The organism is Cupriavidus sp. 8B (genome assembly GCF_054589115.1).
Window position 1 is genome coordinate 37,663 of record NZ_BAAILO010000425.1, and the last position, 24,514, is coordinate 62,176.

Genomic DNA, 24,514 nt, shown 5'->3' on the forward strand with positions numbered 1-24,514 from the left:
TGCGCCGGATGGCTGGCGCGGATCGCGTCCAGGCGCGCCGCGAGCGCCGCCTCGTGCCCGGGCAGTTCCATGCCGAAGGCGTCACGCACAGCCGCGGGCTCGGCATAGGGCAAGGCATAGATCCGCACTTCGCCATGGGCATCGGACAAGGTCACGCAGGTGGCATCGCGCTCGGTGATGCCGGCCACGTGCAAACCCTGCGCCGTCAGCAGCCGCGCGCCGAAACCGAGCCGCTGGGCGCTGTCGTGATTGCCCGCGATCATCACCACCGGAATCCCCGCATCCACCACGATGCGGGCCAGCACGTCGTCCAGCAGCGCCACCGCCTCGGGCGGCGGCACCGCGCGGTCATAGACGTCGCCGGCGATCAGCACCGCATCCGGCCGGAGCTCGCGCGCCAGCGCGACGAATTGGTCAAGCACCCAGGCCTGGTCTTCAAGCAGGCTGCGCGCATGGAATACGCGCCCGAGATGCCAGTCGGCAGTGTGAAGAAAACGCAATGTGAATCCCTAGGAGTGTGTGAGCGGACCGAAAGCGGCCCACGGCGGCAGGCGCCATCATAACGTTGCCCGCCCGCCGTTCAGCTTCGGTTCAGCCGGCGCTCTCCACAATAGGCGCCGAGCCAGTGCAAAAGCACCGCCTCCGGCACAATGGGCTGGCCAGTTGCCGCCCCCCAGCCGGTATGTTTCAACCAGACCTGAGAGAGAAACTGATGAAACGCATCCTGATCGCGGCAGCACTGACGGCTACGGCCGTATTGGCACAAGCGCAGTACGTGGGCCCAACCACGGTTCCGACGACCACCGTCAAGGCGTTGGCGGAGCAAGGCAAGGATGACCAGCAGGCCGTCCTGCGCGGGCAGATCATCAGCAGCGTGGGCCATGAGCTTTACCAGTTCGACGACGGCACCGGCCAGATCCGGATCAAGATCAACAAGAAGCTGTGGCCTGCCGGCAAGCCGGTGGATGCCACTACCAAAGTGGAGCTGCTGGGCGAATATGACAAGGCGCTCTTTGGCGACTCCAAGTTCAAGGTCAAGCAGATCCGCGTTCTTTGATGGATGAGACGTAAGACCTGAACGCAAAAACGACGATGCCCGGGGCGCAAGCACCCGGGCATCGTCACGCTGACGCCTGGATCCGGATTACTCCTGGATATTGGCTTCGCTCACGATCTTGCGATACGACTCGGTTTCCTTGGCGATAAAGCCGCGGAAGGCGGCAGCGTCCTTCGCATCGATGTCGACGCCCGATTCGGACAGCTTGCTCTTCACTTCCGGCGCGTTAATGGCGCGAGCCAGTGCGTCCGTCAGCTTGTCGGTCACGGCCTTGGGCGTGTTGGCCGGCGCGAACAAGCCAAACCACAGGCGCATATCCACATTGGCCAGTGCCTTGTTCTCGGCCAGCGCCGGGATATTGGGCGCGGCATGCGAGCGCGTGGCCGAGGTCACGCCAATAGCCTGCAGCTTGCCCGACTTGATCTGCGGCAACGCCGTCGACAGCACCAGCACGCCCAGCTCGATCTGGTTTGCCATCAGGTCGGCAATGGCCGGCGCGCCGCCTTTGTACGGCACGTGGGTCATATCGACCTTGCTGGCGCCGCGAATCAGCTCACCCGACAGGTGCAGCGGCGTGCCGATGCCCGAGGTGCCGTAGTTCACCGGCTTCTTGCTCTTGGCCAGCGCCAGGAAACCCGCCACGCCCTGGATGCCGGACTGCGCGCCGGACACCAGCACCATGGGCTGCGAGCCCACCATGCGCAGGGGCACGAGGTCCCGCTGGCCGTCGTACTTGATCTTCGGGTTGGTCAGCTTGGCGATCGAGATTTCGCTGTTGGAACCCAGCAGCAGCGTGTAGCCGTCGGCCGGCGCGTTGATGGTCTTGAGCGCGCCGATGGTGCCGCTGGCGCCCGGCGCATTGTCCACCACCACCGAGACGCCCAGGTCCTGGCCAAGGCGCTGGCTCAGCACGCGCGCCACCAGGTCGTTGCTGCCGCCGGCGGCGTAGGGCACGACGATGGTGATGGGCCGGTCCGGATAGCCGGCGGCATGCGCGGGCAGGCTGGCGGCGGCGAGGGTCAGCGTGGCGGTCATGGCGGCGACGGACAGCGCCGTGGCGAGGGACTTCTTCATCGGATTCCTTTTCTGGCGCCTGAAGCGCCCCTTTAGTGTGGCAAGCGTGATGCGGAAGACCGGCGGATTGCCGGCCCCATGATGCGAATCGCAATATACATGCCATCCAAAAAACTAGCCAAGTCTCGTTTACGAGACTGTACAGTGCGTCGACGCTGTTTTTGCGCACCAGAATCGAGCATAAAATGCATATTAATGCACAAATCGCAGCTAGTTCGGATCGTTCGGCAGTCGTGGGTATCTCGTCTTGAAGCATGGATTGCCTTGAACCTGGAGAAGCCCGGCGGCATGGTATGCCGACACGATGCTTCTCTCGCCATCCGGCCGCAGCCCATGCTAGGATGGGCCTTGTCTTCTTTTTGAGATTCCCCGAGGATGGACGCTCCGCTCGCTGCCGGCACACTCGTTGATTTCGTTGAAATCGGCAATCGCCTGCGTGCCTATCGTCTAGGCGCGGGGATGCGCGCGGAAGCCATCGCGGAGCAGCTCGGCGTGTCGCGCGCTGCGATCTATCGCATGGAAAAGGGCGACATCGTCAAGATCGAGACCCTTGGCCGTCTCGCCCAGTTGCTCGGCACCTCGCTGGCGTCGATGCTGGGGGTCGAGTCCGAGTACTACTACTCGGCCGTGGCGTATATCGAACGCATGCGCCAGCTCGAGCACGGTGCGACGCGCATCCTGGCCCATTTCGAACCGATCTCCTACCTGCTGACGTCGCCCGATTACGCCGGCCACCTGCGCCAGATGCTGGCCGAGAGCCCGCAGCCGGCGCCAGCCGCAACCATCGACGCCCTGCTGGACCTGCTCGAGGAGCGCAAGCAATCGTTCGCGCGCAGCGTGCCGCCCATCACCAGCCTGATCGACCTGCGCTCGCTGGAGCGCTTCGTGCATTTTGGATTGGTGGGACGGCTGGACCTGCCGCCCGCGGTGCGCATGGAGCGCTCGCTGGCGGCCCGGCGCGAGATCGAGCGCGTGATCGACCTGCTGGACGCGCAGCCCATCGGCCTGCAGATCGGCATCGTCGACGGCAGCATGCCCAATGTGACCTTCCAGGTCTTCGAGCGGCCCGGCAAAGCCTACGTGGCCACCAGCCCGTTCCGCTTTGGCGAGTTTCCCAACGTGTCCACCGGCATCGCCACCGTGACCGCGGCGCCCGAGGCGGTACGGCTTTACACGACCATGGTCAATGACCTATGGCAACGCGCCTACAAAGGGCGCGATGGCGCCGCGCTGCTGCGGCGCATGTTGAACAGCGTATGAGCGGGAACGATCCGCCAGGCAACCAATTTCATTTGACCCAACGACCCCGTTTTCACTAACCGATATTGCGCCATGACGCTTGAAACCACCCTTCAGCAATTCCAGGATTCGCTCCCCGGCACCGACGCTTTCGTGACGGTGAAGAAAGCCACGCGCGAGCTGATCGACACCGACCCCGCGCACGCCGCGGCCTACTTCCTGCTGTACGGCTTCGCCCGCTCGTACGTACTGCTGTACGAGGACCAGGCAGTGACCATGGACTTTGCCGAAGCCGCCAAGCAGGAACTGCTCGGCTACATGCAAGGCATTGCGCGCACGCTGCACGGCGAGCCCGCCGCGCTGCTGGCGGAAATGAACCGCATCGTGAGCGCTTACCAGGGCGGCAAGAAGACGTTCTGAAGCGCGGCTCCCCCCGTGCCAGGACGGGGGGCCATTCACGCTGGCTCGGCCTCGTTGTCGGCGATCTGGAACTTGCGCATCTTCTCCCACAGCACCTTGCGGCTGATGCCCAGGCTGGCCGCCGTATCCTGGCGCCGCCAGCTATTGGCATCCAGCGCGGCAACAATGCGGCGACGCTCCTCCGTCTCGCCGCGCCAGTCGGCCGTACGCTCGCTGCTGTCGAACGCACCCGGCCGCAAGCTGCGGAACAAGGGCCGGATCCGCGCCTCGTCCCAATGCCCGGTCTGCTGCACGGTGATGCCGATGCGCTCGGCCAGGTTGCGCAGCTCGCGCACATTGCCCGTGAAGAACGCCGTGCCCACCGCACCCTTGAGCCAGTCAGGCAGCGGCGGCAAAGCGTCCAGGCCGGACGGCCCCAGCAGCTGCTTGAGGAACGACACCAGCAGCGCCACCTTATCGACAGCGCCCCGCTCTTCCAGGCTGGGCAGCCGCAGCTCGATCACCGCCAGACGGAAGTACAGGTCCGCACGGAAGCGCCCCTGCGACACGGCCTCGCGCAGATCCTTGTTGGTCGCCGCGACCAGGCGGAAATCCAGCTTGACCGGCATGGTCGAGCCCAACCGGGTCAGCGCGCTCTCCTCCAGCACGCGCAGCAACTTGACCTGCTGGAACAGCGGCAGGTCGCCGATTTCATCCAGAAACAGCGTGCCGCCGTTGGCCTGCTCGAAGAAGCCGCGATGCGCGAACATCGCGCCGGTGAACGCGCCCTTGGCATGGCCGAAGAACTGCGACTCGAACAAGCCATCGGGAATTGCCCCGCAGTTGACGGCCACGAACGGCCCCTTGCCATAGATGTTGTTACGCTCGTGAAAGCGCTGCGCGATCCGTTCCTTGCCCGCGCCGGTCTCGCCATACAGCATCACGTTGCTGCCGAAATCCGCGAAGGTCTCCACCTGCGACAGGAACTGCTGCATGGCGGGCGACTCCGCCACCAGGTCCGCCACCGCATTCTCGGGCTCGGCCGCCGCCAGCAGCTGCGGCAGCAGCTTGCCAATCTGGTTGCGCAGGTCGGGCCCCGTGAAATCGTCGGCCAGGATATGCGCATACTCCGCCGGAAACCGCCCCGGATCAGTGTCGCGCCCCGGCGCCGCCACCCACACCACGGGCATGCCGTGGGCCGCCTCCCAGTCCAGCGCGGTGAACTTCGCCGCGCCGATCACCGAGACGCTGATGACCGCCACGCACGGCTTGAGGCGCGGCTCCACGGGCAACGCCTCCAGCGCGCCGGCGCGGATCACATCCACACCGAGCGGCGACAGGAAACGCGCCACACGGTCGGCAATGTCGGACTTGCCTTCCCATACATACACTTCAAGGCTCTCGTAGGCCCAGCGATCTGTCTTCATCTGTCTTGCGCCGTAAGGCGATTAGCCTGCTGCATGGCTTAGAACACCAGCTCGGCGTTGTTGCAGTCGATTCCGTGCATCCAGATGTCGGCGTAGCCTAGCTGGATGCCTAGGGCACCTAGCAATGGGCCCAGCAGGCCGTCCAGAGCTGAGAACAATGGAGTAAGCAGACCGGCCAGCGGCAATTGGACATTCAGCAAGTCACGCCAGAGTAGCTTGACGGCGACCGTCAGGTTCAGGTTACCTACAACATCGACCAGGACACCTGTTAGCGCTTGGGGCGTCCCGACTCGGGTCGTTGTGCCTGGCGCCAGGTTGACAGTCGAACTGTTGACGCCGAGCGCACTAGTTCGCGGACTGCCGCTGGCGATGATGCTAACCCCCGTGCCGACAAGATTAATCCCGGTGTCGACTAACGTAACAGGGCCGGACGCGCAGCCACTGCCGGAGGCTGCGGCGAGGCAGGCCTTGACCAGGCCTGTGTTCACCCCCAATGTGGCACGGCAATCCGCCTTTGCGGCCGCACACTGAATGCCCTGCAATGAAGCCGTGGCCGCCGCGACTTCAACGTAGAGTGGCAGATTGATGCCGACCCCCACCAGGCTGGCCACGCCAATATTGGCCCCGACATCGAGTCGCAGTCCCACCGAAGCGGTATGCGCGGTGGTCTGCCAGGTTCCGTTGCTTAGCTGGCGCACCGGGCCCACAGCCATCACAGGCGGCTGCACCACATACAGCTGGGCGCCGATGCTGGTAAGGCCGGCCACATCAATGGAAGGCAACTTGACCTGGATCGCCGAATTGCCGTTCGCAACCTGCGCCCCGAGCATCAGCAGTTGCGCCACGTTCAGCGCCACGTCGGCCGCTGACGACGCCGCCGGCGCCAGCACGCCCAGATTCAGCAACTGGCCCAGCCCCACGTTAGCCTTGACCCCGCTCAACCCAAGTTGCGTGGGCGGGCTGCCCAGCGCCGTGGATAGCAGCGAGTCCTTGCCTGCCGCGCCCAACACGAGCGCATAGAACTGCTGGATCGACAGCGATGTCTTCAGCAAGTCGTCAATGGTGCCGACACCGAGCTTCAGGCGCAGCTGGTCGAGCGTGACGCTGGTGTTGAGCAAGCCTTGCCAGTCCAAAACGGACAACTGCACCGTGGTCCCTAGCAGATTGCCGAGCACACTACTACCTGTGTTGACGTCCAGCAGGCCGCTACCGATCGAGAACGAAGCCACCGGCGGGCTCGCATTGGCAATCGCCTCCGCGCGCAGCTGGCGCGAGGCGCTGCCGGGAATCACGAACAGGATCGGCACGGTCTGCGTCACAACCACCTGCACCGCGTTTGCCGATAGCTTGGTGGTGTCGTACCCCGCGTTGAAATGCCGCGCGGTGTCACCACCCGTGCTATAGGCCGGATCCCACACGCCCAGGCAGACACGCATGCCATCGGCATCGCTGCTGCCTGCGGCGCTGCAATTGGCGGTGGCCGTACCGGCGTAGTCATTCTGCGCGCCTGCCGATTGCGTGGCGCTCAGCACGTTGGCCGACACCGTGCCCGCAGCCGCTGCCTGCTTGAGCTGCTGCGCGCCGGCCAGCGCGGCCATGTCGGCGATCTTCTGCAGCTGCCGCTGCCGATAGAACACATGGCCGACATCGATCGACACCAGCGCACCGATCGCAATCGTCACCAGCAGCAAGGCGCCAAGCACGCCGATGGCGCCGCGCTGCCCGCGTCGGCGCTTGGCGACGAGATGCGAGCAACTGTGAGTCATCGGCCTGCCACTCCCTGCCCTGCCGCGCCGCCCGAGCCATTGCGCGGTGCCGCCTGGCCCGTGTAGAACTCCGGGATCGGATAGGTGAACGTCGCCATATAGCGCTGGTAGGACAGGGCTGCCTGCTCCCCATGCAGTACCTGCAGTTCGCCAGCCTGAGTACCACTGCGCTGGATCTCGAGGATGTTCCGGGTATGCGTGCCAATCTCTTGCCGGGCTGGCCGCACCGAGGGTGTCGCAGGTGCGTCCGTCTGGGCCCCGGCGGGGATGGTGCCCAACCCGAGTGCGGCAATCGCAAGCGCCAGTCCGCTGCGGCGGGCGAGGCCAAGCAGGCTACTCGTTCCGGTCCGGTTCATGGAAATCTCCTGGGTTGGTGCCGTCGGATCGGGCAACTGGTATTGGGTATTGCGAGGCGGTGCCATCAAGCGATCTCTCATGGCGTGGCCTGGATGATGTCGGTCAGGCGCTGATGGCTCGGGCCTGGTGCCCCGGCGGCGGCAAGCCGGGCCGACTGCGGTGCTGTGCGCTGCGCGGCGACGCGCGCGCGTTGCGTGCTGGCACGCCGGACCCGCTCCGCCTCCTGGGACACCGCCTTGCGCGTTGCCTCGGGCAGGCCGGCCCGCTGCATCAGCGACGCCGCCTGGTCACGCTTGCCGCTGGCAGCCAGCCAGACCGCCGCGTTGCTTACCACGCGCGGATTCGTGCCATCGAGCTGCAAGGCCTGCATCACGGGCACGCGCGCTTCGGGCAACGCGCCAGTGCGCATCAGTGCGTAACCCAGGTCATTGGCCACCTGGGCGTTGGTGGGATCGGCTACGGCTGCCAGCTGGAACTGCGTCGCGGCAGCAGCAAAATCGTTCTTGCGACCAGCAATCAGGCCCAGCCCGTGGTAGGCGCGCGCCTGCACCGACGTGCCGGCCAGGCTGCGATAAGCCTGCTCGGCAGCCGCATCCTGGCTGGTCTCCCGCAACGCGTCCGCGCGCATCAACGTCATCGCCGGCGAAGCGCCGAAGCGTTTCTCGTAGACGTCGATATGGGCGAGCGACGCGAAGTACAAGCCCTCTTCCTGCATCTTGCCGATCAGGCCGAGGTAGACCGATTTGTCGTCATAGCCAGCCCGGTCTTGCTTGTCGCGCAGCTTCGACAGTTCCACCTGGGCATCGGCCTGCTCGCTCATGCGGGTGGCCAAGCTGGTGCCGCAGCCGGCTAGCGCTGTCAGGGCCAGCGCCGACGCCAGCACCGCAGGCAAGGGCACGGTCGGCAGCCGGCCAACAGTGGCAAGGCAGCTGGCAAGCCATTCCCGTCGAAGTGTCGCCACGGCGCCGGAGCGCCTGTTCGGTCCTGTCATTTCGTCCCCCCCGACATATTCGCCAGCATACGCATTACGCCCAAGAATCCCGGCCCGGCCGTAATGATCAGCAACACGGGCAGCATGGTCACCACCATCACGGCCGTCATCTTCACGGTCAGCTTGCCCACTTGCTCCTTCATGCGCGCCTTGCGCGATTCCTGCAGGCGCAAACCGAATTGCTTTAGCGGCTCCTGGACGGCTCCGCCAAATCGATCCACCTGGCTGAGCATCGTAATCAGACTCTTCAGGTCCTCGCTGTCGAACAACTTCCCGATGCGCAGCAGGGTCTGCTCGCGCGAGCGGCCTGACGCAAACTGCTGGTTGGCGCGCATCAGCTCAGGACCGAGCACGCGCAGCATGCTGCCGAACTCCGCCACGATTACCTGCAGGCTCTGGTCAATCGACAATCCAACGCCCTGCAAAAGACGTAGCATGTCGACCAGCACAGGCAGCTCATCCTCCAGGCGACGCACGCGATGGCTTGCCCGACGACGCAAGGCCCATTTCGGCGCGAGGAAAAAGACTGCGAATGCAGTAAATGCCCAGAACATCGCGCCGACCAGCGAGGTTGGCAGGCGCCAAGCGAAGGTCCCAACGGCAAGAATTGCCGGCACAGACAAGCGCAAGCCACCGAAGATTGCGCGTGCCCTGTCGCCATAAAATCCGCATTGTTCAAGCAGTCGGTCTTCTTCGGTCGTGACCACTGCCTTGCCGAGCGGCGAATCCAGCCAGCGTTGATCGAACCGCTTGCTGAGTTGCCCGCTGAGCCGGGCGCCGATGCGGGCGCCGGTGCTTTGAGTCGTGGCGGTGTTGTTCGCGGGGAGCGCCCCAGCCGCAGCAGTAGCCGCAGGTGCCGCTGCGGCAGTTGCCGCCTGCCGCGAAAGCGCGGCATCGATTGTCTTCTCCGCGCGGTAGCGCTGGCGCCATTGCCCCACGAGCGGCAAGGCCAGGACTGCGAGGCCGATGGCCGCAGCGCATAGGCTCAGCGAGATCAGGGCAGTGCTATCCATGGTCTCTTGTTCCTATACCGACTTGGCCAGGCGATAGAGCATGGCGGCGCCCATCAGCTCAAGCATCACGGCAACCAGCAGTAGTGTCTTGCCGGTTGGGTCGCGCCACATCATCATGATGTAGGCAGCATTCATGATAAACATCATCCCGCCCACCACGAGGGGCAACAATCCCAGAATCCAAGCCGATAGACGCGTTTCCGACGAGAGCGCGCGGAGCTCCTGCTGCGCCTGTTCCCGATCGCGCATGAAGGCGGCGGTGCGCTCCATGACAATGTCGGCACGGCCGCCGTAGCGCACCGCCAGGCGCAACACGGACGACAGCAGCATCAGTTCGTCCACCCGGTAAATACGGGCCACCTGCAGCACGGCCTGGTCCAGCTCTTTCCCCGCGCGCTGCAAATGGATGGCTTGCACCAGGCACTGGCGCAGCGGCGCCTCGGTATTGCCGATCGCAGTCTGGAACGCTGCGGGCACGCTGCTGCCGATACTCATCATTCGCACCACGGCATCGAGAAATGAAGGCAATTGCTGGCGAAGCTTGGCGCCAAGACGGCGCGCGCGGTGCCACAGGAGGAAGTAGAGAACCACGAGTCCCATGACCAGTCCTGCCACCGCGGCGAGCCAGCCGCCCACGGTTGCTGCCGCGAGAACCATCGCGGCGAGCAAGGCGCCCCACAGCGCATAGGTATGCCGCGTCGGCGCCAGGTCCGCGCGGCGCAGGAAATCCGCCCACTTGCGCCGCAAGTCGTGCTGCTTCTTGCCGGCTTGCGGCTCCGGCGTGGTCGCATAGCGCGCCTTGACCTGCTCGGTCTGCGCTTGCAAAAACGCACGCGCGCTTTCCTCCTGGGCGCGCGCCTTGGCGCTCGCCAGCAGCAGCAGGCCCAGTCCCAGCAAAACGAGAGCGGCCGCCGCAACGACCAGCGCGGCGCTAGACATCGAAGCGGTCGTCCAGGCCGAAGTTGGTCGGGCGCATGCGCGCCAGCTTGGGCGAATGCGGCAAGATGCCAAGCGAGAGCCAGCGGTCTACCTCGTTGCCGTCCGGGCCGACGAACGGTTCGTGGCGGAACAGTTCCTGGGTCGAGATGATGTTGTCGCCAAGGCCGGTGACTTCCGTGATCGAGAGGATGCGCCGCTTGCCGTTGGAGAGCCGGCCGATCTGCACGATAAAGTCGATGGCATTGGCAATCTGCCGGCGCAGGCTGGCCTCGCTGCCCTGGAAGCCGGCAAAGCCGGCCAGCATCTCCAGCCGGTACAGGCACTCGCGCGGGCTGCTCGAGTGGATGGTGCCCATGGAGCCGTCGTGGCCCGTGCTCATGGCCTGCAGCATTTCCAGCACCTCGCCGCCGCGCACCTCGCCCACGATGATGCGGTCCGGCCGCATCCGCAGGCTGTTGCGCAGCAAATCGCGGATCGACACCACGCCCGTGCCTTCGAAGCCGCCTGGGCGGCTCTCCAGCCGCACCACGTGCGGATGGTTGAGCGCGAGCTCGGCCGTATCCTCGATGGTGATCACGCGCTCGCCGTCGGGCACATAGGTGGCCAGCGCATTGAGCAGCGACGTCTTGCCCGAGCTGGTGCCGCCGCTGACGAGGATATTGCAGCGCGCCTTGACGGCAGCTTCGAGCAGTTCGTTGACCTCGGGGCTCATGGTGCCAAGGCCTTGCAGGTCTGCGGGCGTCAGCGGGTCCTTGCGGAACTTGCGGATCGACACCACCGGGCCGGCCAGCGCCAGCGGCGGAATCACCACGTTGATGCGGCCGCCATCCGGCAAGCGCGCATCGACCATGGGATTGGATTCGTCCAGCCGCCGCCCGATCGGCGCCAGGATGCGGCGCACGATGCGCAGCAGGTGCCCGCTATCGGCAAAGCGCACGGGAATGCGCTCCAGCACGCCGTGCCGGGATACGTAGACGTCCAGGTGCCCGTTGACCAGGATGTCTTCCACCGCCGGGTCATTGAGCAGGTCCTCGATCGGGCCGAAGCCCGCCAGCTCCTTGGTCAGTGCCTCGGCGATCTGGTGCAGCTCGGCCTCGTTGATGGGGATGCGGCGCAGCCGCGTGAAGCTCTCCAGCTCCAGGTCGACAAAGCGGTTGATCGCGGTGCGCGACCAGCGGCCGAACTCCGCGCCCAGCTCCTCGATGCGGGTGAGCAGGTGCTCATGGGCCGCTTCCTTGATGTTCTGGAATTCCTGCGAAGCAGGAAAAGGCGCGGCGGAGTTATCGGAGAATTCGATGGCTTGCGACATGTCAGTTCCCAGCCCGCTCAGTGCGTATCACGCGCATGGCGCGTAGCGCTTCGGGCAGTTTTTCTTTTACCCGGCTCAGCAAGCCAGCTTCGCTTGCAGTGCCGGCACGGTATCCCAGCCGATCCACCAACTGGCCAACGGCACGGACATAGGGATCGGCGGGGCTGTCGTCGGCCAGCACCACGCCACGGTTGAGCGCCAGCACCAGCGGCTCGCGCCGGTCGGGCAAGGTGCCGACCGATGGCGCCTCCAGGCGCTGCGCAATCTGCTGGGCATCCACGCCCAGGCGCGCCTCGAAGCGCGAGACCAGCAAGTGCAGGTCCTCGCGCTGCACCTCGCGCTTCTTCAACTCCTGGAGCAATTCCGCCGCCGAGACGATGGCGCCCACGCTCTGGTCCACCACCATCACCACCATATCGGCGGCCTTGACCAGGTGCGCCATGAAATCGACATTGCTGAAGCCGCCCAGGTCCACCACCTGCAGGTCAAAGAATGCGCGCAGGCGATTGAGCAGCCCCAGCGCCTCCATGAACGAGATGTCGCGCATCTCCGCCAGGGTGGCCGGGAGCGGCAACACGGCCACGCCATTGCCATGGCGCGCCAGCGCGGTCTGCACGAAGACCTGGTCGAAGCGCCGCAGGTTGCGCACGCCTTCGACAAAGTGAAAGCCGGGGCTGATGTTCATGTACAGCGAGCCGTCGCGCGACGGCAGCCCCAGGTCCATCAACAGCACTTCGCCATGGCTGCGCTTGTGCACCGCTGCCGCGAGGTTGGTAGCCAGCGTTGTCGCACCCACGCCCACGCGAGCGCCAAGCACCGCCACGACCTTGCCCCGGCGTGCCGGCTCCGCCTGGCCGCGCGCCGCCATCAGCCTGCGCACGATCTCGATCGCGCCGGCCGGCGGCGCGGTCATGTCGATGAAGTCCTTGGCGCCGGCCCGCAGCGCGGCCAGCATGATGTCCGGCTCACCCGCATTACCCACCGCTACCAGCGCAAGACCCGGGTACAGCTTGGTGAGCTGCTCCGCGAGCCGGCTCGATGCCAGCGCCTGCTCCCGCGAAAAGTGCAGGAAGATCATGCCGGGATTGACCGTGCCCACCTGCTCGAGGAAAGCATCCGGCGGCCCGGCCTCGACCACCAGCCGGCCCAGGTTCCCGAGCGCGTCGGCCAGCCACTGGCGAGGTTCCAGCTGTGCGGTGTTGAACAGGAAGAAGTCCATCTGGCCCTGCCTTGCGCCGTCGTCCTGCTTGCCCGGTGTCATTTCGAAAACCCAGGCAGCGTCGGATCGACGTATTCGCCAAGCACGTACCAGCCCCACACATTGGGATTGCCGCTGGTGCGCCCATCCTCGCTGACCGCGGCCACGGCCGCGGCGCCCTTGGCGAGCGGGCGCACCAGGCGCGGCGTGACCACGATCATCAGTTCGCGGTCTTCCTGGTTGAAGTTCAGGTTGCGAAAGAAGGTGCCGATGATCGGCAGGTCGCCAAGGAAGGGCACCTTGCTGACATTGCTGATCGTGTTGCGGCTGACCAGCCCGCCAATCACGAAGCTCTCGCCATCGCCGAGTTCCACCGTGGTATCGGCGCGGCGGGTGACGATCGCTGGCACCGTGGCACCGTTGATCGAGATCCCGCGCGACGGATCAAGATCACTGGCTTCCGGCGCAACCTTCAGTGCGATGCGGTCCTTGGAAAGCACAGTCGGTGTCACCGTCAAGCCAATGCCGAAGGGCTTGAACTGGATGGTGGTCGTGCCGAGCGCCTGCGGCACCGGGATGGGGATCTCGCCGCCGGCGAGGAAGCTTGCGCTCTGCCCGGACAGCGCCACCAGGCTAGGCTCGGCCAGCACCCGTGCCATGCCGTTGCTCTCCAACAGGCTCAGGTTGGCGAATATCCCGCGCGAGAACGATGCCGCGACAAGATTAAAGGCGCTGCTCATCGGCGAGCTGATGTCGGCGCTGAATGAGCCCGGCGTGGAGTCCGTTCGAGGTGTGAAAGTGAACTTGTTCAGCGACGACGGGGAGAACGTGCCGAAGGCGAAGCCGCCGTTGTTCCGGTAGAAATTGAACCCCACCTCCTTAAGCACGGTCTTGCTGAGCTCGACCACCTTGACGTCGACCTGCACCGTGCTGCTGACTGGAATCGTGGAGCGGTCGATCACCACGCCGCCCTTGCCTTCGGCCGTGGCGGTGGCTGAGCGCGCTACCAGTTGCGCGCGAAGCGATGCCTGCGCATCGCGCGCCTGCCCGCTGATCAACGCTCCCCCGCCCGATACAGCCACGTCAGGGTCGCCAGGCTCGCCTCGCGTTGCATCCACCTGCACCCGGTAGGTTTGTGCACCTTCACCGCGCGCCCAAACCATCAGCTCGGTAGCGCCGGGCTTCCTGGCCACCACCAGCACGCCGTCGGCACCCGAGCGGCTCTTGAGCAGCAACGCATCCGCCACGGCTGGATTGCCGATGGCCACGCGCTCAAGTGGCTTAGTCAAACGTAGTTCATGCTGGCTACCCACCACCAGCTTCAGATCACGCACGCCGCCGTCGGCCTGCTGAGCCCACGCCGCGCAGGCGGTGCAGCAGACGGCCAGGATGGTGGCGGCCCCGGCAACAATGGATTTCATCAATCGACTATCCAGAAGTAACACTGAAAACATGGATCCGAAAGCAATCCGGCGGGCCTGCACGGGGCATGCATCCACCACGACGGCGTGCTCCTGCTTCATTCGATCTCGCGCTTGCCGCCGCGGATCATCTCAACACTGTTTTGCGCGACGCTGCTAGTGCTCGCGCCATGGGGGCGCTGCGCTACGGCTGCGGGTGCGGGGACAGGCGATGGTGCCGCCTTGACGGGGACGGCCTCACGCCGGGCACCGCCCGCGATGCCGGCCAGTGCAACGCCTGCCATTGCGCGATCGGATGGCGCCAGCGCTGCGACCGGCGTGGAGGCCCCGCCTTTCGCCTGTGCCTGTGCCTTTGCCTGCAATACCGGCGCTGGATCTTCAAAGAGGCCTTGGGTGGGAACGTCGGGATCCTGAGGATTGCGCAACGCCAACAGCAAGCGCCCGGTCTGCTGCACAATCGCCAGCTTGCCAACATCCGCCACGGGCACCGCCAGCACGGCGGTCTTGGCGCCTTCACGGCGAACCATCATTTGCTCGGGTGTGGGCTTGGCCGCCTCGTTGACAGTGCCGGCGCCGTAGGCCAGCACCCGCAGGCGCGCCAGCAGCATGCGCGCCTGGCTACCCTCGATCTCCTGGCCGTCCCGGCGGAACACCGCGAACACATCGACGAAGTCACCTGGCTGCACCTGGTTGCCGACACCGATCACCTCATCGACGGCAACCGCTACCGCGCGCTCGCCATCCCGTACCTGCGTGGCCAATCCCGCCAGCAGGTGACTCTCCAGCACCGGCACGTTGGCCCCGATGGCAACCACCGGCACCTGCCCGGCGACACGGGCTACCTCGGCATAGGCGCCGGCCGGATTGATCGGTAACTGTTCGACCTTGAGCGCGTCTGCCGGCACCGGCTTTCCTGCCTCGACAGCTTTGACCGTGATCACCACCGGATGCAATTCCACTGCCCCGGTCACCGGCACCGCCGGCGCCGCAGGCGTGCGGGCCACGCGCCACGCTAGCAATGCCAGCACGGCGGCAAGAACGAGCAGCGCGATGGCGAGCACGCGAATCTGTTTGCTGGTCATGCGATATCTCTGGTTCGGGCGAATGAAAGCTGGCTTAGACTCATGTCAACAAACGGCGAGAGCGGCGCGCCCAGCAGGTGCACCGTCATGTGTCAGGCGCCAGTTGCACCGTTGCGCTGCCTGTGAGCGTGGCGGGCAGAGGCACGCCGGGCACGACGGGCAGGATAGAACTCGAACTGAGGCTTAGGGTGACCTTGACGCAGGCCGAGCCGCTCGGATTCGCGCAGCTGATCACCTGCGCCACATTGGCCGCTGAAATCAGGCTGCTGATTGACGTCGGCAATGAGGCCAGCGCCGTGCTGGAGGCTGCGCTCACTCGCAGCGCCTGCGTAGCGGCTGCGTTATTGGCGGCGGCGCCGCTCGGATAACGCAGGGCGGCACGCGCTCCCTCTTCCGCAGCCAGCGTAAGCGCCTGCTGCACGGCTAGAACGATGCCGAAATAGACGATGCCGATCACAACTGTCAGCAAGATCGGCAGCACGATGGCGAACTCAAGCGCGGCCGCTCCGGACGAGCGCATCCGCACGGCGTGGTTTCCCCGCAATGACATACTTCACCCGGTTATCTTTTACATTTCTGCGCCGAACCGGTGGCGCGGACCCCAAGGGCAATAGCGGGTAGCCATCCACCTGCGTGGCAGCTACTTCCCCGAAACCATCCACACGATCAGGCCCATAGCCAGGTAAGCGGCATATGGGATTCCGCGCTTCCCGGCCACCTGCTTCGCCACAACCGTCGCTGTCACGCCAGCTCGCCGCTGCAACAGGCCATCTACGCGGTTCCGCCAGGTAGCCCAGACCGTGCCAGCTTCCGCACGCACCAACAATGCATGTGCAAAAGCGAGCAGGCTACCGACGATCCACACCGTCACCAGACCCAATGGGCCGGTGAACAAACCCGTTACCGCGAAGAACTTGACGTCACCCGCACCCATGCGCCCGAGCGCGTAGACCGGCAACATGACCAGCAAGCCAATCGCAAAGCCGAGCATGCGCGAAGCCAATGCTGGCTCAGGCATATGCCCGAACAGCAGCACCAGGCAGACAGCCACCAGGGTGGCTGCCAGCACGGCATTGGGTACTTTCCGGTAAGCCAGGTCGGTCCAGATGGTTACCGCACAGTAGAGCGCGGCAATGGCCTCCACTGTGTCAGGTGGCGGCGGCAGGCAGGAGCGAGAGGAGCTTTGTCCCGAGGTTGGTAAAGCCAGTCGAAAGGTTGTTACCGAGCGCGGTGGCGCCGACGATCATGCCCATTGCGATCAACCCCGCAATCAACCCATACTCGATTGCAGTTGCCCCTTGTTCGTCCCGAAGAAAGCGTGCCAAAGCGTATTTCATGATTTCACTCCGTTTTTAATTTATGTCATCACCCAGCGTCCGCTTACCCCTCCGATGCCGCCTCGCTCTTGTGGCCAGGCTAGTACCGAGCAGTAACGCTGGTGCACAATTTATAGATCAAAGCCATGTATCAACCATACCCCCCCTTGGAGTTATAGTTGTCTCAGCATAACGGCTGACATCCGTTTGAAAACAGTGTCTTCTTAAAGAGCAAAACTTCTACTCGCGTCAAATACCACACCCGTTCGGGTGAGCCATGTGGCGCGGTGTGATGTAAAAGGATGCGCAGCCACGGGGTAAGGACGACTGCGCACCGTAAAGACGTATTTAGATCAAACTCAGTGAGCCAGGCCACCGAGCAGATTGGTCAGCCCAGGAGCGTTCGACGTCGTCGACGTCGTCGATGTCGCGCCCGCCGCGGCGTTGCGCGCGCCGCTCAGCACGCCCGTCACAGGCGCCAGCAAACTGGTCAGGGGCCCCAGCGCGCCGGCAGTGCCAGTGCCAGCGCCCGTGGAAGCGCCGCCCGTCACGCCTGCAAGCAAGCCCGTCACAGGCGCCAACGCGCCTGCTGCGCCAGCGCTTGTGCCTGAGCTGGAGCCGCCCCCGATACCGGCCAGGGGCAGGTTGCTGAGCAGCCCGCCGAGCGGGTTGCCGCCGGTGCCGTTGCCGTGCACCAGCATGCCGGCCCCGGCGACGGTCTTGCCGGCTTCGGTCACGACGCCGCCCAGGCTGGAGACCACGGGGGCTTGGGTATTGGTCAGCAGGCTGCCGCCGCTGGCCACCGAGTTGCCCAGCGTGGCCAGCAGGTTGTCCAGCGGCGCGCCAAGGCCGGTGGCCGCGCCAATCGTTTGCGTAACCGTAGTGACCTGCGTGGTCAACGGCACGATCACCTTGCTCACGCTGCCGCTGACTTGCGCCACGGGGCCGGTCGAAAGCGCCTCGCCCAGCTTGCCGCCGGCCATCGTCACCGCGCCGCCAACCTGGTTGACCAGGCCACCCACGGGCGTGGTCACCGCGCCTAGCGGAGCCAGCTGGCCGGTGCCGAGGCTGCTCACGAGATCGCCTGCGCTCGAAACCGTGACACCGGCTTTCTGCACCACGTTGCCGGTGCTGGACACGGTGATGCCAAGCGGATCGGTGACTGCACCCATCTTGCCAAGTCCGTCGCCCACACCTGCGCCCGGCGCGCCCACCGTGTCGCCCGCGTTTGCCACTACGCCGCCGAGCGCGTTACGCGTAGCGTCCGGAAGCAGCGGCACTTGCGCGGCCTGGATCTGCTTGCCGATATCGCTCACTGCATTGCCCGTTGCCACCACCGTATTGCCCGCGCCTTCAGTGACCTTGGCCGTGGGCGTGGTGTCGGGGGTTGTAGCCGGCGCGGGCGGGTTCGGGGGCGTGGCGGGCGTGATGGCGGCGGGGCTCACGCCACTGCCGGATCCGTTGGAAGAGCAACCTGCCAGCAGCAACAGTGCCGCGGCACAGGCGAGGGTCATGGATGACATCGGGGCGAAATGCGCTTTCATGGGATCTCCTGGTCTTCCTCGCGGAAGGTTCTCCTTTGGAACTGCTATCGAATTGGCTCTTGGACGATGCATGCGACCTGTTAAGCGCGGAACGCAATACGACTAGGGCGTTTGCTCCGCGCCGCGCTGTGCGCCGCGCTTGTCGGGAGTCAATACCGCAAGCTGCGTGCCACCCGCATGGCACGCAGCAGGCAAGGCAGTCGATCGACGCTGGCGCCGCCGCGCAAACCCTTGTTTGACGCGGCATGGCGAACATGGCACAGGCACGCGTCCCGTTGCACAACAAGACGGCCCCATGCCGTGCAGCGTGTTACGTGCTACGTAACGTGTTCCCCCTTCGATGTGCCCGACGCGCCAGCGCGCACGCGCCGTCTGCCCACACGTTGCTGACAGGGTTGGCATGCGGCCGCGGCGCGTTGAACAAGCCCGTGTTGTTCCGTGTGAGCGCCACGGCGTTACGTAACGCGTAACACCGAAACACCGCGCAGCGCGCTCATGTCTGGTCCTTTCCCGGCTATGTCTCATCCTCTTCAAACCCATGCGCGGCAAGGCTTGGCGCATTTCTATCCGGTGTTCTGGCGCGGACCGGCGGCGTGCCGGCACGCACTGGCACACCCTTTGCGCAATGCAGTGACACCACGGCATGCGCCATGCGCACCGTGATTTCACGACGGGAAGAAAAAAAATGGAAAAGGTCATGCGTACTCAACAAATCTTCATCACGGCACTGCTCGGCTCGCTGTTGGCACTCGGCGGTTGCGCAAGCGGTGGCGGCACAACGTCCATGGATACCGGCAGCGGTGCGGGCAGCAGCAATGGCGGCGGTACCAGCGTTGGCACCGCCGCCGCCGGCACCAACGCCGGCACGGGCGGTGGCAGCAATGGTGGCAATTCCGGCGGCGACAATGGCGGAAACAACGGCGGAAACAATGGTGGCAATAACGGCGGCAACAACGGTGGTGGCAGCACGGCTGCGCTGACGCCGACCAGCCAGATCGTCAATCAAGCGGGTGGCCTGGTGACCTCGGCCGGCAACGTAGTGAGCGACCTCGGCACGCAAATCAAGAACACCAACCTGCCGATCCTCTCGACCCAATCCAAAGATGGCCTGGGCGGCGTGGTCGGCTCGCTCGGCGCCGCGGTCAGCACCCTGGGCAACGGGGTGCAGAACGGCCTGGGCAACACCCCCACTGCCACCAACCCGCTCGGCACCACGGTGGCAAGCACCGGCGGCGTAGTCAGCCAGGTTGGCAATGCCGTGACCAACGCAGGCGCGCTCGTCAGCGGCCTGGGCAGCGGTCCGCTGTCGCCGCTGGCAGCAGTCACCACGCCGGTGGGTTCACTGGTTTCGCAAGTCGGCACCGCGGTCAATGGCGCGGGCGCACCGCTCGGCGCGGCCCTCTCGACCGGCCCCGTGGAGCAGTTGACCGGTGGCGTCAGCAAGCTCATCGTGCCCCTCACCGCGCAACTCACCAGCACCACGCAGACGCTGGGCGCGGCGACCGGCATGGGGGCGCCGGCCAACAACCTGCTGGCGACGCTTGGCGGCGGCCTGGCCACGGCGGGCAACACCATCAGGCAAACCAACACGCCGGTGGTGTCGGGCGTGGGCGGCATCGTCGCCGGCGCGGGCGGCACGGTCGCCGCGCTGGGCGGCGTGGCCTACAACCCGAGCGGCACTGGCACCGGCAACCCGCTGGCACCGGTCACGAGCCTGCTGGGCGGACTTACGGGTGGCCTGACGGGTGGCAGCGCAAGCGGCCCGCTGGCTCCGGTGACCAGCCTCGTTGGCGGACTGACTGGCGGGCAGCCCGGCGGCCTCGGCGGCGGCAGCGCGAGCGGCCCGCTCGCACCCGTCACCGGACTGGTCAGCGGCGTGGTGAGCACGGTCGCAGGCGTGGCCGGCGGCGCAACCGGCGGTGCCACGGGTGGCGGCGCAAGCAATGCGCTCGCACCGGTTACCGGCCTCGTCGCGGGCATCACCGGGGGCAATGGCGCCAGCAACGGCAGCGGCTCGGGCAACAACGCGCTGGCGCCGGTTACCGGCCTCGTGGGTGGCCTGCTGGGCGGCCTCGGCACCAAGCGCTGAGCATTAAAAGAGAGAACGCGATCGGCCACGCAATACCGCCAAGGGTAGCGGCACCCCTGGCGTGATTGGCACACCGCGTTAAAGCCGCATGCTGATTTTTACGGATCCAGGGGTATGACCATGACGCACACACGCCTGCGTGTTGCCACGTTGCTGCTCGGCATCGGCGCCTGCAACGGTGTCCTTGCGGAGCCACGCAGCCCGATCCTGGGCGATCCCACGCAAACCTTGCCTAGCATCGCGCCTGCGCGCCCGCCCGAGAGCAGGGTCACCGTGCAGGTCGAGCGGCCGGACTCCGCGCTGCAAGACCTGCTCTCCAGCAAGCTCACGCCGCAGCGCTTCCAGATCGAAGGCGTGAAGGCGATTCCATTCGCGCAGATCGCGGCCAAGTTCGCACCGCTGGCCGGCAAGGAAATCACGGTGGGCCAGTTGCTGGAGGTGGCAAATGAAGTCACCCGGATGTACCAGCAACGCGGCTATCCGCTGTCCTTCGCCTTTGTCCCGACACAGCGTTTCGAGAATGGCAACGTGCTGGTCACCGTGGTGGAAGGCCATGTTTCCACCATCACGATCCGGGGCGAAGCGGGCCCGGCCGAAGGCCGCCTGCGCGCCATTGCCGAGCAGTTGATGCAGGACCATCCGCTGCGCCGCGAGACCTTCGAGCATTACGTCAACGTGCTGGCGCTGCAGCCCGGCATGCAGGTGGCCGCTACCGTGCAGCCGCCGCAGACCACGGACGGCGCCTGCGAGATGGTGCTCGAGGTCAAGCGCAAGCCCTTTACGTTTGGCATGGGCCTGGATTACAAATCGCCGAGCGTGCGTGGCATCTTCACCGCCACCACCAACAGCCTGACGCCGCTGGGAGAACAGATATCGGTCTCCGCGCTGGCGCCCCGGGGCCCGGATCACGAGGAGTACTACGTCGCCAGCTACGGCCAGCCGATCGGTACCGAGGGCATGATGGCCCGCCTGAGCGCCTCGCATTACCGTGGCGTGCCGCAAAACGGCGCGCTGGCGCAGATCGGCTTCGATACGCGCTACGTGAACGACACCAAGCGCCTCGGCGGCACGCTCAGCTATCCGGTGATCCTCAATAACGCGCATTCGCTCACGGCTACCGGCGGCCTCTATGCCAACGACCAGTTCGAGCGCTACACGCAATCGGGCACGGGCAGCCAGATCGCGCTGACCACGCACGTGCGCGTGCTAAGCGCGGAACTCGCCTACGTGCAGCGGCAGGAGGGCCAGACCCGCAGTGCCACGCTTGGCGTCTACAAAGGCATGAACGCGCTCGGCGCGAGCCGCGAGAACAATATCAACGACCTGGACTTCGTGCGTAGCCGGATGGTGGTGTCGCAGGCCACCGACCTGCCTTGGGGCTTCGGCGTGACGGTGTCCGCCGCGGGCCAGTACAGCGGGCAGCGCCTGGCGTCGAGCGAGCAGATCAGCTTTGGCGGACGCTTCTTCGGGCTCGGCTATCCGGCGGGCGAGGTGGCGGGCGACAAGGGCTGGGGCGCGTCGGCGGAGATCAACCGTCTCTTCACGCCTGGCCTGACCTACCTGAAGACCGTGCAGCCTTACGTGCTGACGGACATGGCGCGCGTGTACTCGAACAGCTTGTCGCTGGTGCACCGCACGCTGCAGTCGGTGGCCATCGGCCTGCGCTTCTCGGACCGGCGCTACTACACGCTCGATGTCTCGGTGGCGCAGCCGGTTGGCGACAGGCCGACCAATGCCGCGCGCCGGTCGCCACGCTTGAACGCGACTTACTCTTACCAGTTTGAATAGGCCGATCAAGTAGCACTTAAGTGGCGATCAAGTAGCGATCAAGTAGCGAATACACGACAAAAACGAAACACATTTGGGAAATTTCCCATGCGCTTTGCAGATTCTTCCGAGTTTCTACGGCGTGAATGCAAATGATAATTGCTCGCATTCATTTCAAACCGCAGCAGTTGGAGAGTCATGCAAAGCGCCCTCGTCACCAGGACCAACAAGAAGCAAAGCGCCATCCCGCGTCTCACAGGCGCCGTTGGCGTGGCCATCGCGGCCGCGCCCGTAGCCGCCCAGCCAGGCGGGGACCCCAAGATGGCTGCGGTGGAATTGCCGCAGGTCACCGTCAGCGGCTCGAGCCACAGCGAGTTCAAGGCAGACAGCACGTCGTCGATCAAGACGCCCGGCCCGCTGCTCGATGTGCCCAAGTCCATCACCGTGATCCCGCACGAGCTCATCCAGAGCACGGCGTCGACCAGCCTCAGCGAGGTACTGCGCGCCGTTCCCGGCATCGCCTTTGGCGCGGGCGAGGGTGGCAACCCGGTTGGCGACCGCCCCTTTATCCGCGGCTACGATGCCCAGGCCAGCACCTTTCTCGATGGCTTCCGCGATATCGGCGCGCAGTCGCGCGAAATGTTCAATATCGAATCGGTCGAGGTCACCAAGGGCCCGGCGGGCGCCTATGATGGGCGCGGCTCGGCCGGCGGCAGCATCAACATCGTCAGCAAGTCGCCCAAGCTTGACAGCTTCGCCGAAGGCAACTTCGGCGTGGGCAACGCCAGCTACAAGCGCGGCACCGCCGACGCCAACTGGCAACTCGGCAATCGCACCGCGGTGCGCATGAACGCCATGTACCACGATGCCGGCGTGCCCGGGCGCGACTCGACGCACCAGGAGCGCTGGGGCTTCGCGCCTTCGATTGCCTTCGGCCTGGGCAGCGATACGCGGCTGACGCTGTCCTACTACCACATGGAGACGGACGCGCTGCCCGACACCGGCATGCCCTACAACAACCCCACGTTCAATGCCCGCAAGGACGGCCGGCCACGCACCCGGCTGGCAGGCGATGGTTCGCCGCTCAAGCTGCCGCGCAACACGTACTACGGACTCGTCGACCGCGATTTCCGCAAGGACAGCGCGGACGTCGGCACGATCCGCTTCGAGCACGATTTCAGCCCCGCGCTCAAGTTCCGCAACCAGACGCGGTTCGGCCGCACCAAGCAGGACTACCTCTGGACGCGGCCCGACGGCAGCTTCGAAGGCAATATCTATTACGACATGGTCTGGCGCAGGACCAACCAGCGCCACGGCATATCCACTACGGTGGCCAACCAGACCGACCTGTCCGGAGAGTTTCTCACGGGCGCGCTCTCACAAGTACGCCTTCGGCGTGGAGTTTTCCCGGGAAAAGAGCGAGAACGACGGCTACAGCGTAGACACCGGCGACAAGCGCTGCCCGCGCGGCCCGGGCGCCGCCAGCGGCTACAACTGCACCACGCTGTACAACCCGGATCCGCACGACCCGTGGTCCGGCCGGATCGCCCGCGAATACAATCCGACCAATCACAAGGCCACTACCACATCGGTCTATGCCTTCGACTCGATCGAGCTCAACAAACAGTGGCTGGTGAATGCCGGACTGCGCTTCGATCGCTACAGCGGCGAGGTCGAGACCGCCCGCGCCAACAGCGGCGCCGGCCCGCGCAGCACGCATGCGCGAGACGACAATCTCTTCAACTACCAGGTCGGCGTGGTCTACAAACCGGTGGAAAACGCCAGTGTTTACTTGTCCTACGGCACCTCATCCACGCCCGCAGGTGCTGTGGTCGGGCAGGGCAGCGAGCTCAGCGGGCTGGCGCCGACCAAGGCGGGCAGCGCGCTGTCCCCCGAGAAGAACCGCAGCATCGAACTCGGCACCAAGTGGGACGTGCTGCGCAAGCGCCTGGCATTGACCGCCGCGATCTTCCGCGTGGAGACCACCAACGCACGCATCACCCTGGAAGACGGCCTCGCGGCCATGGCGGGCGACAAGCGCGTGGACGGCATCGAGCTCGGCTTTTCCGGCAACGTCACCGACCAGTGGGCGGTGTTCGGCGGCTACACCCACCTGAAAAGCGAGTTGCGCAAGAACGGCGGATCCGGCAGCGACTTCGGCGCGAGCGATGGCCACTCCTTCCCAAACACACCGTCGGACAGCTTCAGCGTGTGGAGTACCTACCAGCCCTTCCCCAACCTCACGCTGGGCGGCGGCGCCTACTACGTGTCCAAGGTATGGGGCAGCCAGGCCCGCAACAACTGGGTGCCCTCCTACTGGCGTTTCGACGCCATGGCCGCCTACCGGCTCAACAAAAACGTGACGCTGCAACTCAACGTGATGAATCTCGCCGACAAGGTCTATTACAACCAGGCCTACCCGGCGCACTACGCATCGATAGCGCCTGGGCGCGCCGCCATTTTCAACGTGAACCTGCGCTATTGAGCGCAAGCGGGTCCCGGCCGACAAGCGCCGCCGTGGGGGGG

The 24,514-nt window shown here is 65.5% G+C and carries 22 protein-coding genes and 1 pseudogene; 7 read left to right on the forward strand and 16 right to left on the reverse strand.

Features of this window, described 5'->3' with window-relative positions; translation table 11 throughout:
* Positions 1–500: metallophosphoesterase family protein (locus ACYP5B_RS40290; RefSeq protein WP_459573373.1), on the reverse strand; the 500-nt coding region annotated here is incomplete at its 3' end.
* A gap of 212 nt (positions 501–712) precedes the next feature.
* On the opposite strand from ACYP5B_RS40290, the gene ACYP5B_RS40295 reads away from it, so the two are divergent.
* The gene (locus tag ACYP5B_RS40295; RefSeq protein WP_400098989.1) at positions 713–1,057 is read left to right on the forward strand and encodes a YgiW/YdeI family stress tolerance OB fold protein; all 345 of its coding nucleotides are present in this window, start codon (positions 713–715) and stop codon (positions 1,055–1,057) included.
* Between the two features lie 87 nt (positions 1,058–1,144).
* On the opposite strand, the gene ACYP5B_RS40300 is transcribed toward ACYP5B_RS40295, so the two are convergent.
* Positions 1,145–2,131 carry a Bug family tripartite tricarboxylate transporter substrate binding protein gene (locus tag ACYP5B_RS40300; RefSeq protein WP_318234007.1) on the reverse strand — a complete coding sequence of 329 codons (987 nt, stop codon included), beginning with the start codon at positions 2,129–2,131 and terminating at the stop codon, positions 1,145–1,147.
* Between the two features lie 375 nt (positions 2,132–2,506).
* On the opposite strand from ACYP5B_RS40300, the gene ACYP5B_RS40305 reads away from it, so the two are divergent.
* Positions 2,507–3,391, forward strand: a complete 885-nt coding sequence (locus ACYP5B_RS40305) for a helix-turn-helix domain-containing protein (protein ID WP_318234006.1) — start codon at positions 2,507–2,509, stop codon at positions 3,389–3,391.
* 72 nt (positions 3,392–3,463) lie between these two features.
* On the forward strand, positions 3,464–3,790 hold the full coding sequence (locus ACYP5B_RS40310; RefSeq protein WP_006165120.1) for a hypothetical protein: 327 nt from the start codon (positions 3,464–3,466) through the stop codon (positions 3,788–3,790).
* Positions 3,791–3,825: 35 nt separating this feature from the next.
* On the opposite strand, the gene ACYP5B_RS40315 is transcribed toward ACYP5B_RS40310, so the two are convergent.
* The 14 genes from ACYP5B_RS40315 to ACYP5B_RS40380 form a co-directional block, all read right to left on the reverse strand.
* A complete protein-coding gene (locus ACYP5B_RS40315) occupies positions 3,826–5,196 on the reverse strand; it encodes a sigma-54-dependent transcriptional regulator (RefSeq protein WP_318234005.1) in 1,371 nt (456 codons plus the stop codon).
* Positions 5,197–5,234: 38 nt separating this feature from the next.
* Positions 5,235–6,962, reverse strand: a complete 1,728-nt coding sequence (locus tag ACYP5B_RS40320; protein ID WP_459573374.1) for a TadG family pilus assembly protein — start codon at positions 6,960–6,962, stop codon at positions 5,235–5,237.
* A complete protein-coding gene (locus ACYP5B_RS40325) occupies positions 6,959–7,318 on the reverse strand; it encodes a DUF3613 domain-containing protein (RefSeq protein ID WP_459573375.1) in 360 nt (119 codons plus the stop codon). Before ACYP5B_RS40325 ends, ACYP5B_RS40320 begins: the two co-directional genes overlap by 4 nt.
* A 77-nt stretch (positions 7,319–7,395) precedes the next feature.
* Positions 7,396–8,187, reverse strand: coding sequence for a pilus assembly protein TadD (locus ACYP5B_RS40330; protein ID WP_459573404.1), 792 nt, complete (start codon positions 8,185–8,187; stop codon positions 7,396–7,398).
* 119 nt (positions 8,188–8,306) lie between these two features.
* Positions 8,307–9,323, reverse strand: a complete 1,017-nt coding sequence (locus ACYP5B_RS40335) for a type II secretion system F family protein (protein WP_400098995.1) — start codon at positions 9,321–9,323, stop codon at positions 8,307–8,309.
* A gap of 12 nt (positions 9,324–9,335) precedes the next feature.
* A complete protein-coding gene (locus tag ACYP5B_RS40340; protein ID WP_459573376.1) occupies positions 9,336–10,262 on the reverse strand; it encodes a type II secretion system F family protein in 927 nt (308 codons plus the stop codon).
* Positions 10,255–11,571 carry a CpaF family protein gene (locus tag ACYP5B_RS40345; RefSeq protein ID WP_150991529.1) on the reverse strand — a complete coding sequence of 439 codons (1,317 nt, stop codon included), beginning with the start codon at positions 11,569–11,571 and terminating at the stop codon, positions 10,255–10,257. Before ACYP5B_RS40345 ends, ACYP5B_RS40340 begins: the two co-directional genes overlap by 8 nt.
* A 1-nt stretch (position 11,572) precedes the next feature.
* Positions 11,573–12,790, reverse strand: coding sequence for a pilus assembly protein (locus ACYP5B_RS40350; RefSeq protein ID WP_459573405.1), 1,218 nt, complete (start codon positions 12,788–12,790; stop codon positions 11,573–11,575).
* Positions 12,791–12,828: 38 nt separating this feature from the next.
* Positions 12,829–14,190 carry a type II and III secretion system protein family protein gene (locus tag ACYP5B_RS40355; RefSeq protein ID WP_459573377.1) on the reverse strand — a complete coding sequence of 454 codons (1,362 nt, stop codon included), beginning with the start codon at positions 14,188–14,190 and terminating at the stop codon, positions 12,829–12,831.
* 98 nt (positions 14,191–14,288) lie between these two features.
* Entirely contained in the window at positions 14,289–15,272 is a 984-nt protein-coding gene (gene cpaB, locus ACYP5B_RS40360) for a Flp pilus assembly protein CpaB (protein ID WP_400099002.1), read from the reverse strand.
* Positions 15,273–15,357: 85 nt separating this feature from the next.
* Positions 15,358–15,822, reverse strand: a complete 465-nt coding sequence (locus tag ACYP5B_RS40365) for a TadE family protein (protein WP_400099004.1) — start codon at positions 15,820–15,822, stop codon at positions 15,358–15,360.
* A 90-nt stretch (positions 15,823–15,912) separates the two neighbouring features.
* Complete coding sequence (locus ACYP5B_RS40370) at positions 15,913–16,416, reverse strand: A24 family peptidase (RefSeq protein WP_459573378.1); 504 nt, start codon at positions 16,414–16,416, stop codon at positions 15,913–15,915.
* A gap of 4 nt (positions 16,417–16,420) precedes the next feature.
* Complete coding sequence (locus ACYP5B_RS40375; protein WP_400099008.1) at positions 16,421–16,609, reverse strand: Flp family type IVb pilin; 189 nt, start codon at positions 16,607–16,609, stop codon at positions 16,421–16,423.
* A 338-nt stretch (positions 16,610–16,947) separates the two neighbouring features.
* Complete coding sequence (locus tag ACYP5B_RS40380) at positions 16,948–18,132, reverse strand: collagen-like triple helix repeat-containing protein (protein ID WP_459573379.1); 1,185 nt, start codon at positions 18,130–18,132, stop codon at positions 16,948–16,950.
* Between the two features lie 697 nt (positions 18,133–18,829).
* On the opposite strand from ACYP5B_RS40380, the gene ACYP5B_RS40385 reads away from it, so the two are divergent.
* The 4 genes and pseudogenes from ACYP5B_RS40385 (at position 18,830) to ACYP5B_RS40400 (ending at position 24,473) form a co-directional block, all read left to right on the forward strand.
* On the forward strand, positions 18,830–20,221 hold the full coding sequence (locus tag ACYP5B_RS40385) for a collagen-like triple helix repeat-containing protein (protein ID WP_459573380.1): 1,392 nt from the start codon (positions 18,830–18,832) through the stop codon (positions 20,219–20,221).
* 120 nt (positions 20,222–20,341) lie between these two features.
* On the forward strand, positions 20,342–22,009 hold the full coding sequence (locus ACYP5B_RS40390; RefSeq protein ID WP_459573382.1) for a ShlB/FhaC/HecB family hemolysin secretion/activation protein: 1,668 nt from the start codon (positions 20,342–20,344) through the stop codon (positions 22,007–22,009).
* A 300-nt stretch (positions 22,010–22,309) separates the two neighbouring features.
* Positions 22,310–22,642, forward strand: a pseudogene (locus tag ACYP5B_RS40395) (TonB-dependent receptor plug domain-containing protein); the annotation flags it as partial.
* A 418-nt stretch (positions 22,643–23,060) separates the two neighbouring features.
* A complete protein-coding gene (locus tag ACYP5B_RS40400; RefSeq protein ID WP_459573406.1) occupies positions 23,061–24,473 on the forward strand; it encodes a TonB-dependent receptor in 1,413 nt (470 codons plus the stop codon).
* The last annotated feature ends 41 nt before the right edge of the window (positions 24,474–24,514 follow it).

What these genes read in the sequence shown, in the direction of transcription:
- ACYP5B_RS40295 (WP_400098989.1), top strand. Translation starts at nt 713, where the DNA reads ATGAAACGCATCCTGATCGCGGCAGCACTGACGGCTACGGCCGTATTG.
- ACYP5B_RS40300 (WP_318234007.1), bottom strand. Translation starts at nt 2,131, where the DNA reads ATGAAGAAGTCCCTCGCCACGGCGCTGTCCGTCGCCGCCATGACCGCC.
- ACYP5B_RS40305 (WP_318234006.1), top strand. Translation starts at nt 2,507, where the DNA reads ATGGACGCTCCGCTCGCTGCCGGCACACTCGTTGATTTCGTTGAAATC.
- ACYP5B_RS40310 (WP_006165120.1), top strand. Translation starts at nt 3,464, where the DNA reads ATGACGCTTGAAACCACCCTTCAGCAATTCCAGGATTCGCTCCCCGGC.
- ACYP5B_RS40315 (WP_318234005.1), bottom strand. Translation starts at nt 5,196, where the DNA reads ATGAAGACAGATCGCTGGGCCTACGAGAGCCTTGAAGTGTATGTATGG.
- ACYP5B_RS40320 (WP_459573374.1), bottom strand. Translation starts at nt 6,962, where the DNA reads ATGACTCACAGTTGCTCGCATCTCGTCGCCAAGCGCCGACGCGGGCAG.
- ACYP5B_RS40325 (WP_459573375.1), bottom strand. Translation starts at nt 7,318, where the DNA reads ATGAACCGGACCGGAACGAGTAGCCTGCTTGGCCTCGCCCGCCGCAGC.
- ACYP5B_RS40335 (WP_400098995.1), bottom strand. Translation starts at nt 9,323, where the DNA reads ATGGATAGCACTGCCCTGATCTCGCTGAGCCTATGCGCTGCGGCCATC.
- ACYP5B_RS40340 (WP_459573376.1), bottom strand. Translation starts at nt 10,262, where the DNA reads ATGTCTAGCGCCGCGCTGGTCGTTGCGGCGGCCGCTCTCGTTTTGCTG.
- ACYP5B_RS40345 (WP_150991529.1), bottom strand. Translation starts at nt 11,571, where the DNA reads ATGTCGCAAGCCATCGAATTCTCCGATAACTCCGCCGCGCCTTTTCCT.
- ACYP5B_RS40350 (WP_459573405.1), bottom strand. Translation starts at nt 12,790, where the DNA reads ATGGACTTCTTCCTGTTCAACACCGCACAGCTGGAACCTCGCCAGTGG.
- ACYP5B_RS40355 (WP_459573377.1), bottom strand. Translation starts at nt 14,190, where the DNA reads ATGAAATCCATTGTTGCCGGGGCCGCCACCATCCTGGCCGTCTGCTGC.
- cpaB (WP_400099002.1), bottom strand. Translation starts at nt 15,272, where the DNA reads ATGACCAGCAAACAGATTCGCGTGCTCGCCATCGCGCTGCTCGTTCTT.
- ACYP5B_RS40365 (WP_400099004.1), bottom strand. Translation starts at nt 15,822, where the DNA reads ATGTCATTGCGGGGAAACCACGCCGTGCGGATGCGCTCGTCCGGAGCG.
- ACYP5B_RS40375 (WP_400099008.1), bottom strand. Translation starts at nt 16,609, where the DNA reads ATGAAATACGCTTTGGCACGCTTTCTTCGGGACGAACAAGGGGCAACT.
- ACYP5B_RS40380 (WP_459573379.1), bottom strand. Translation starts at nt 18,132, where the DNA reads ATGAAAGCGCATTTCGCCCCGATGTCATCCATGACCCTCGCCTGTGCC.
- ACYP5B_RS40385 (WP_459573380.1), top strand. Translation starts at nt 18,830, where the DNA reads ATGCGTACTCAACAAATCTTCATCACGGCACTGCTCGGCTCGCTGTTG.
- ACYP5B_RS40390 (WP_459573382.1), top strand. Translation starts at nt 20,342, where the DNA reads ATGACGCACACACGCCTGCGTGTTGCCACGTTGCTGCTCGGCATCGGC.
- ACYP5B_RS40400 (WP_459573406.1), top strand. Translation starts at nt 23,061, where the DNA reads ATGGTTCGCCGCTCAAGCTGCCGCGCAACACGTACTACGGACTCGTCG.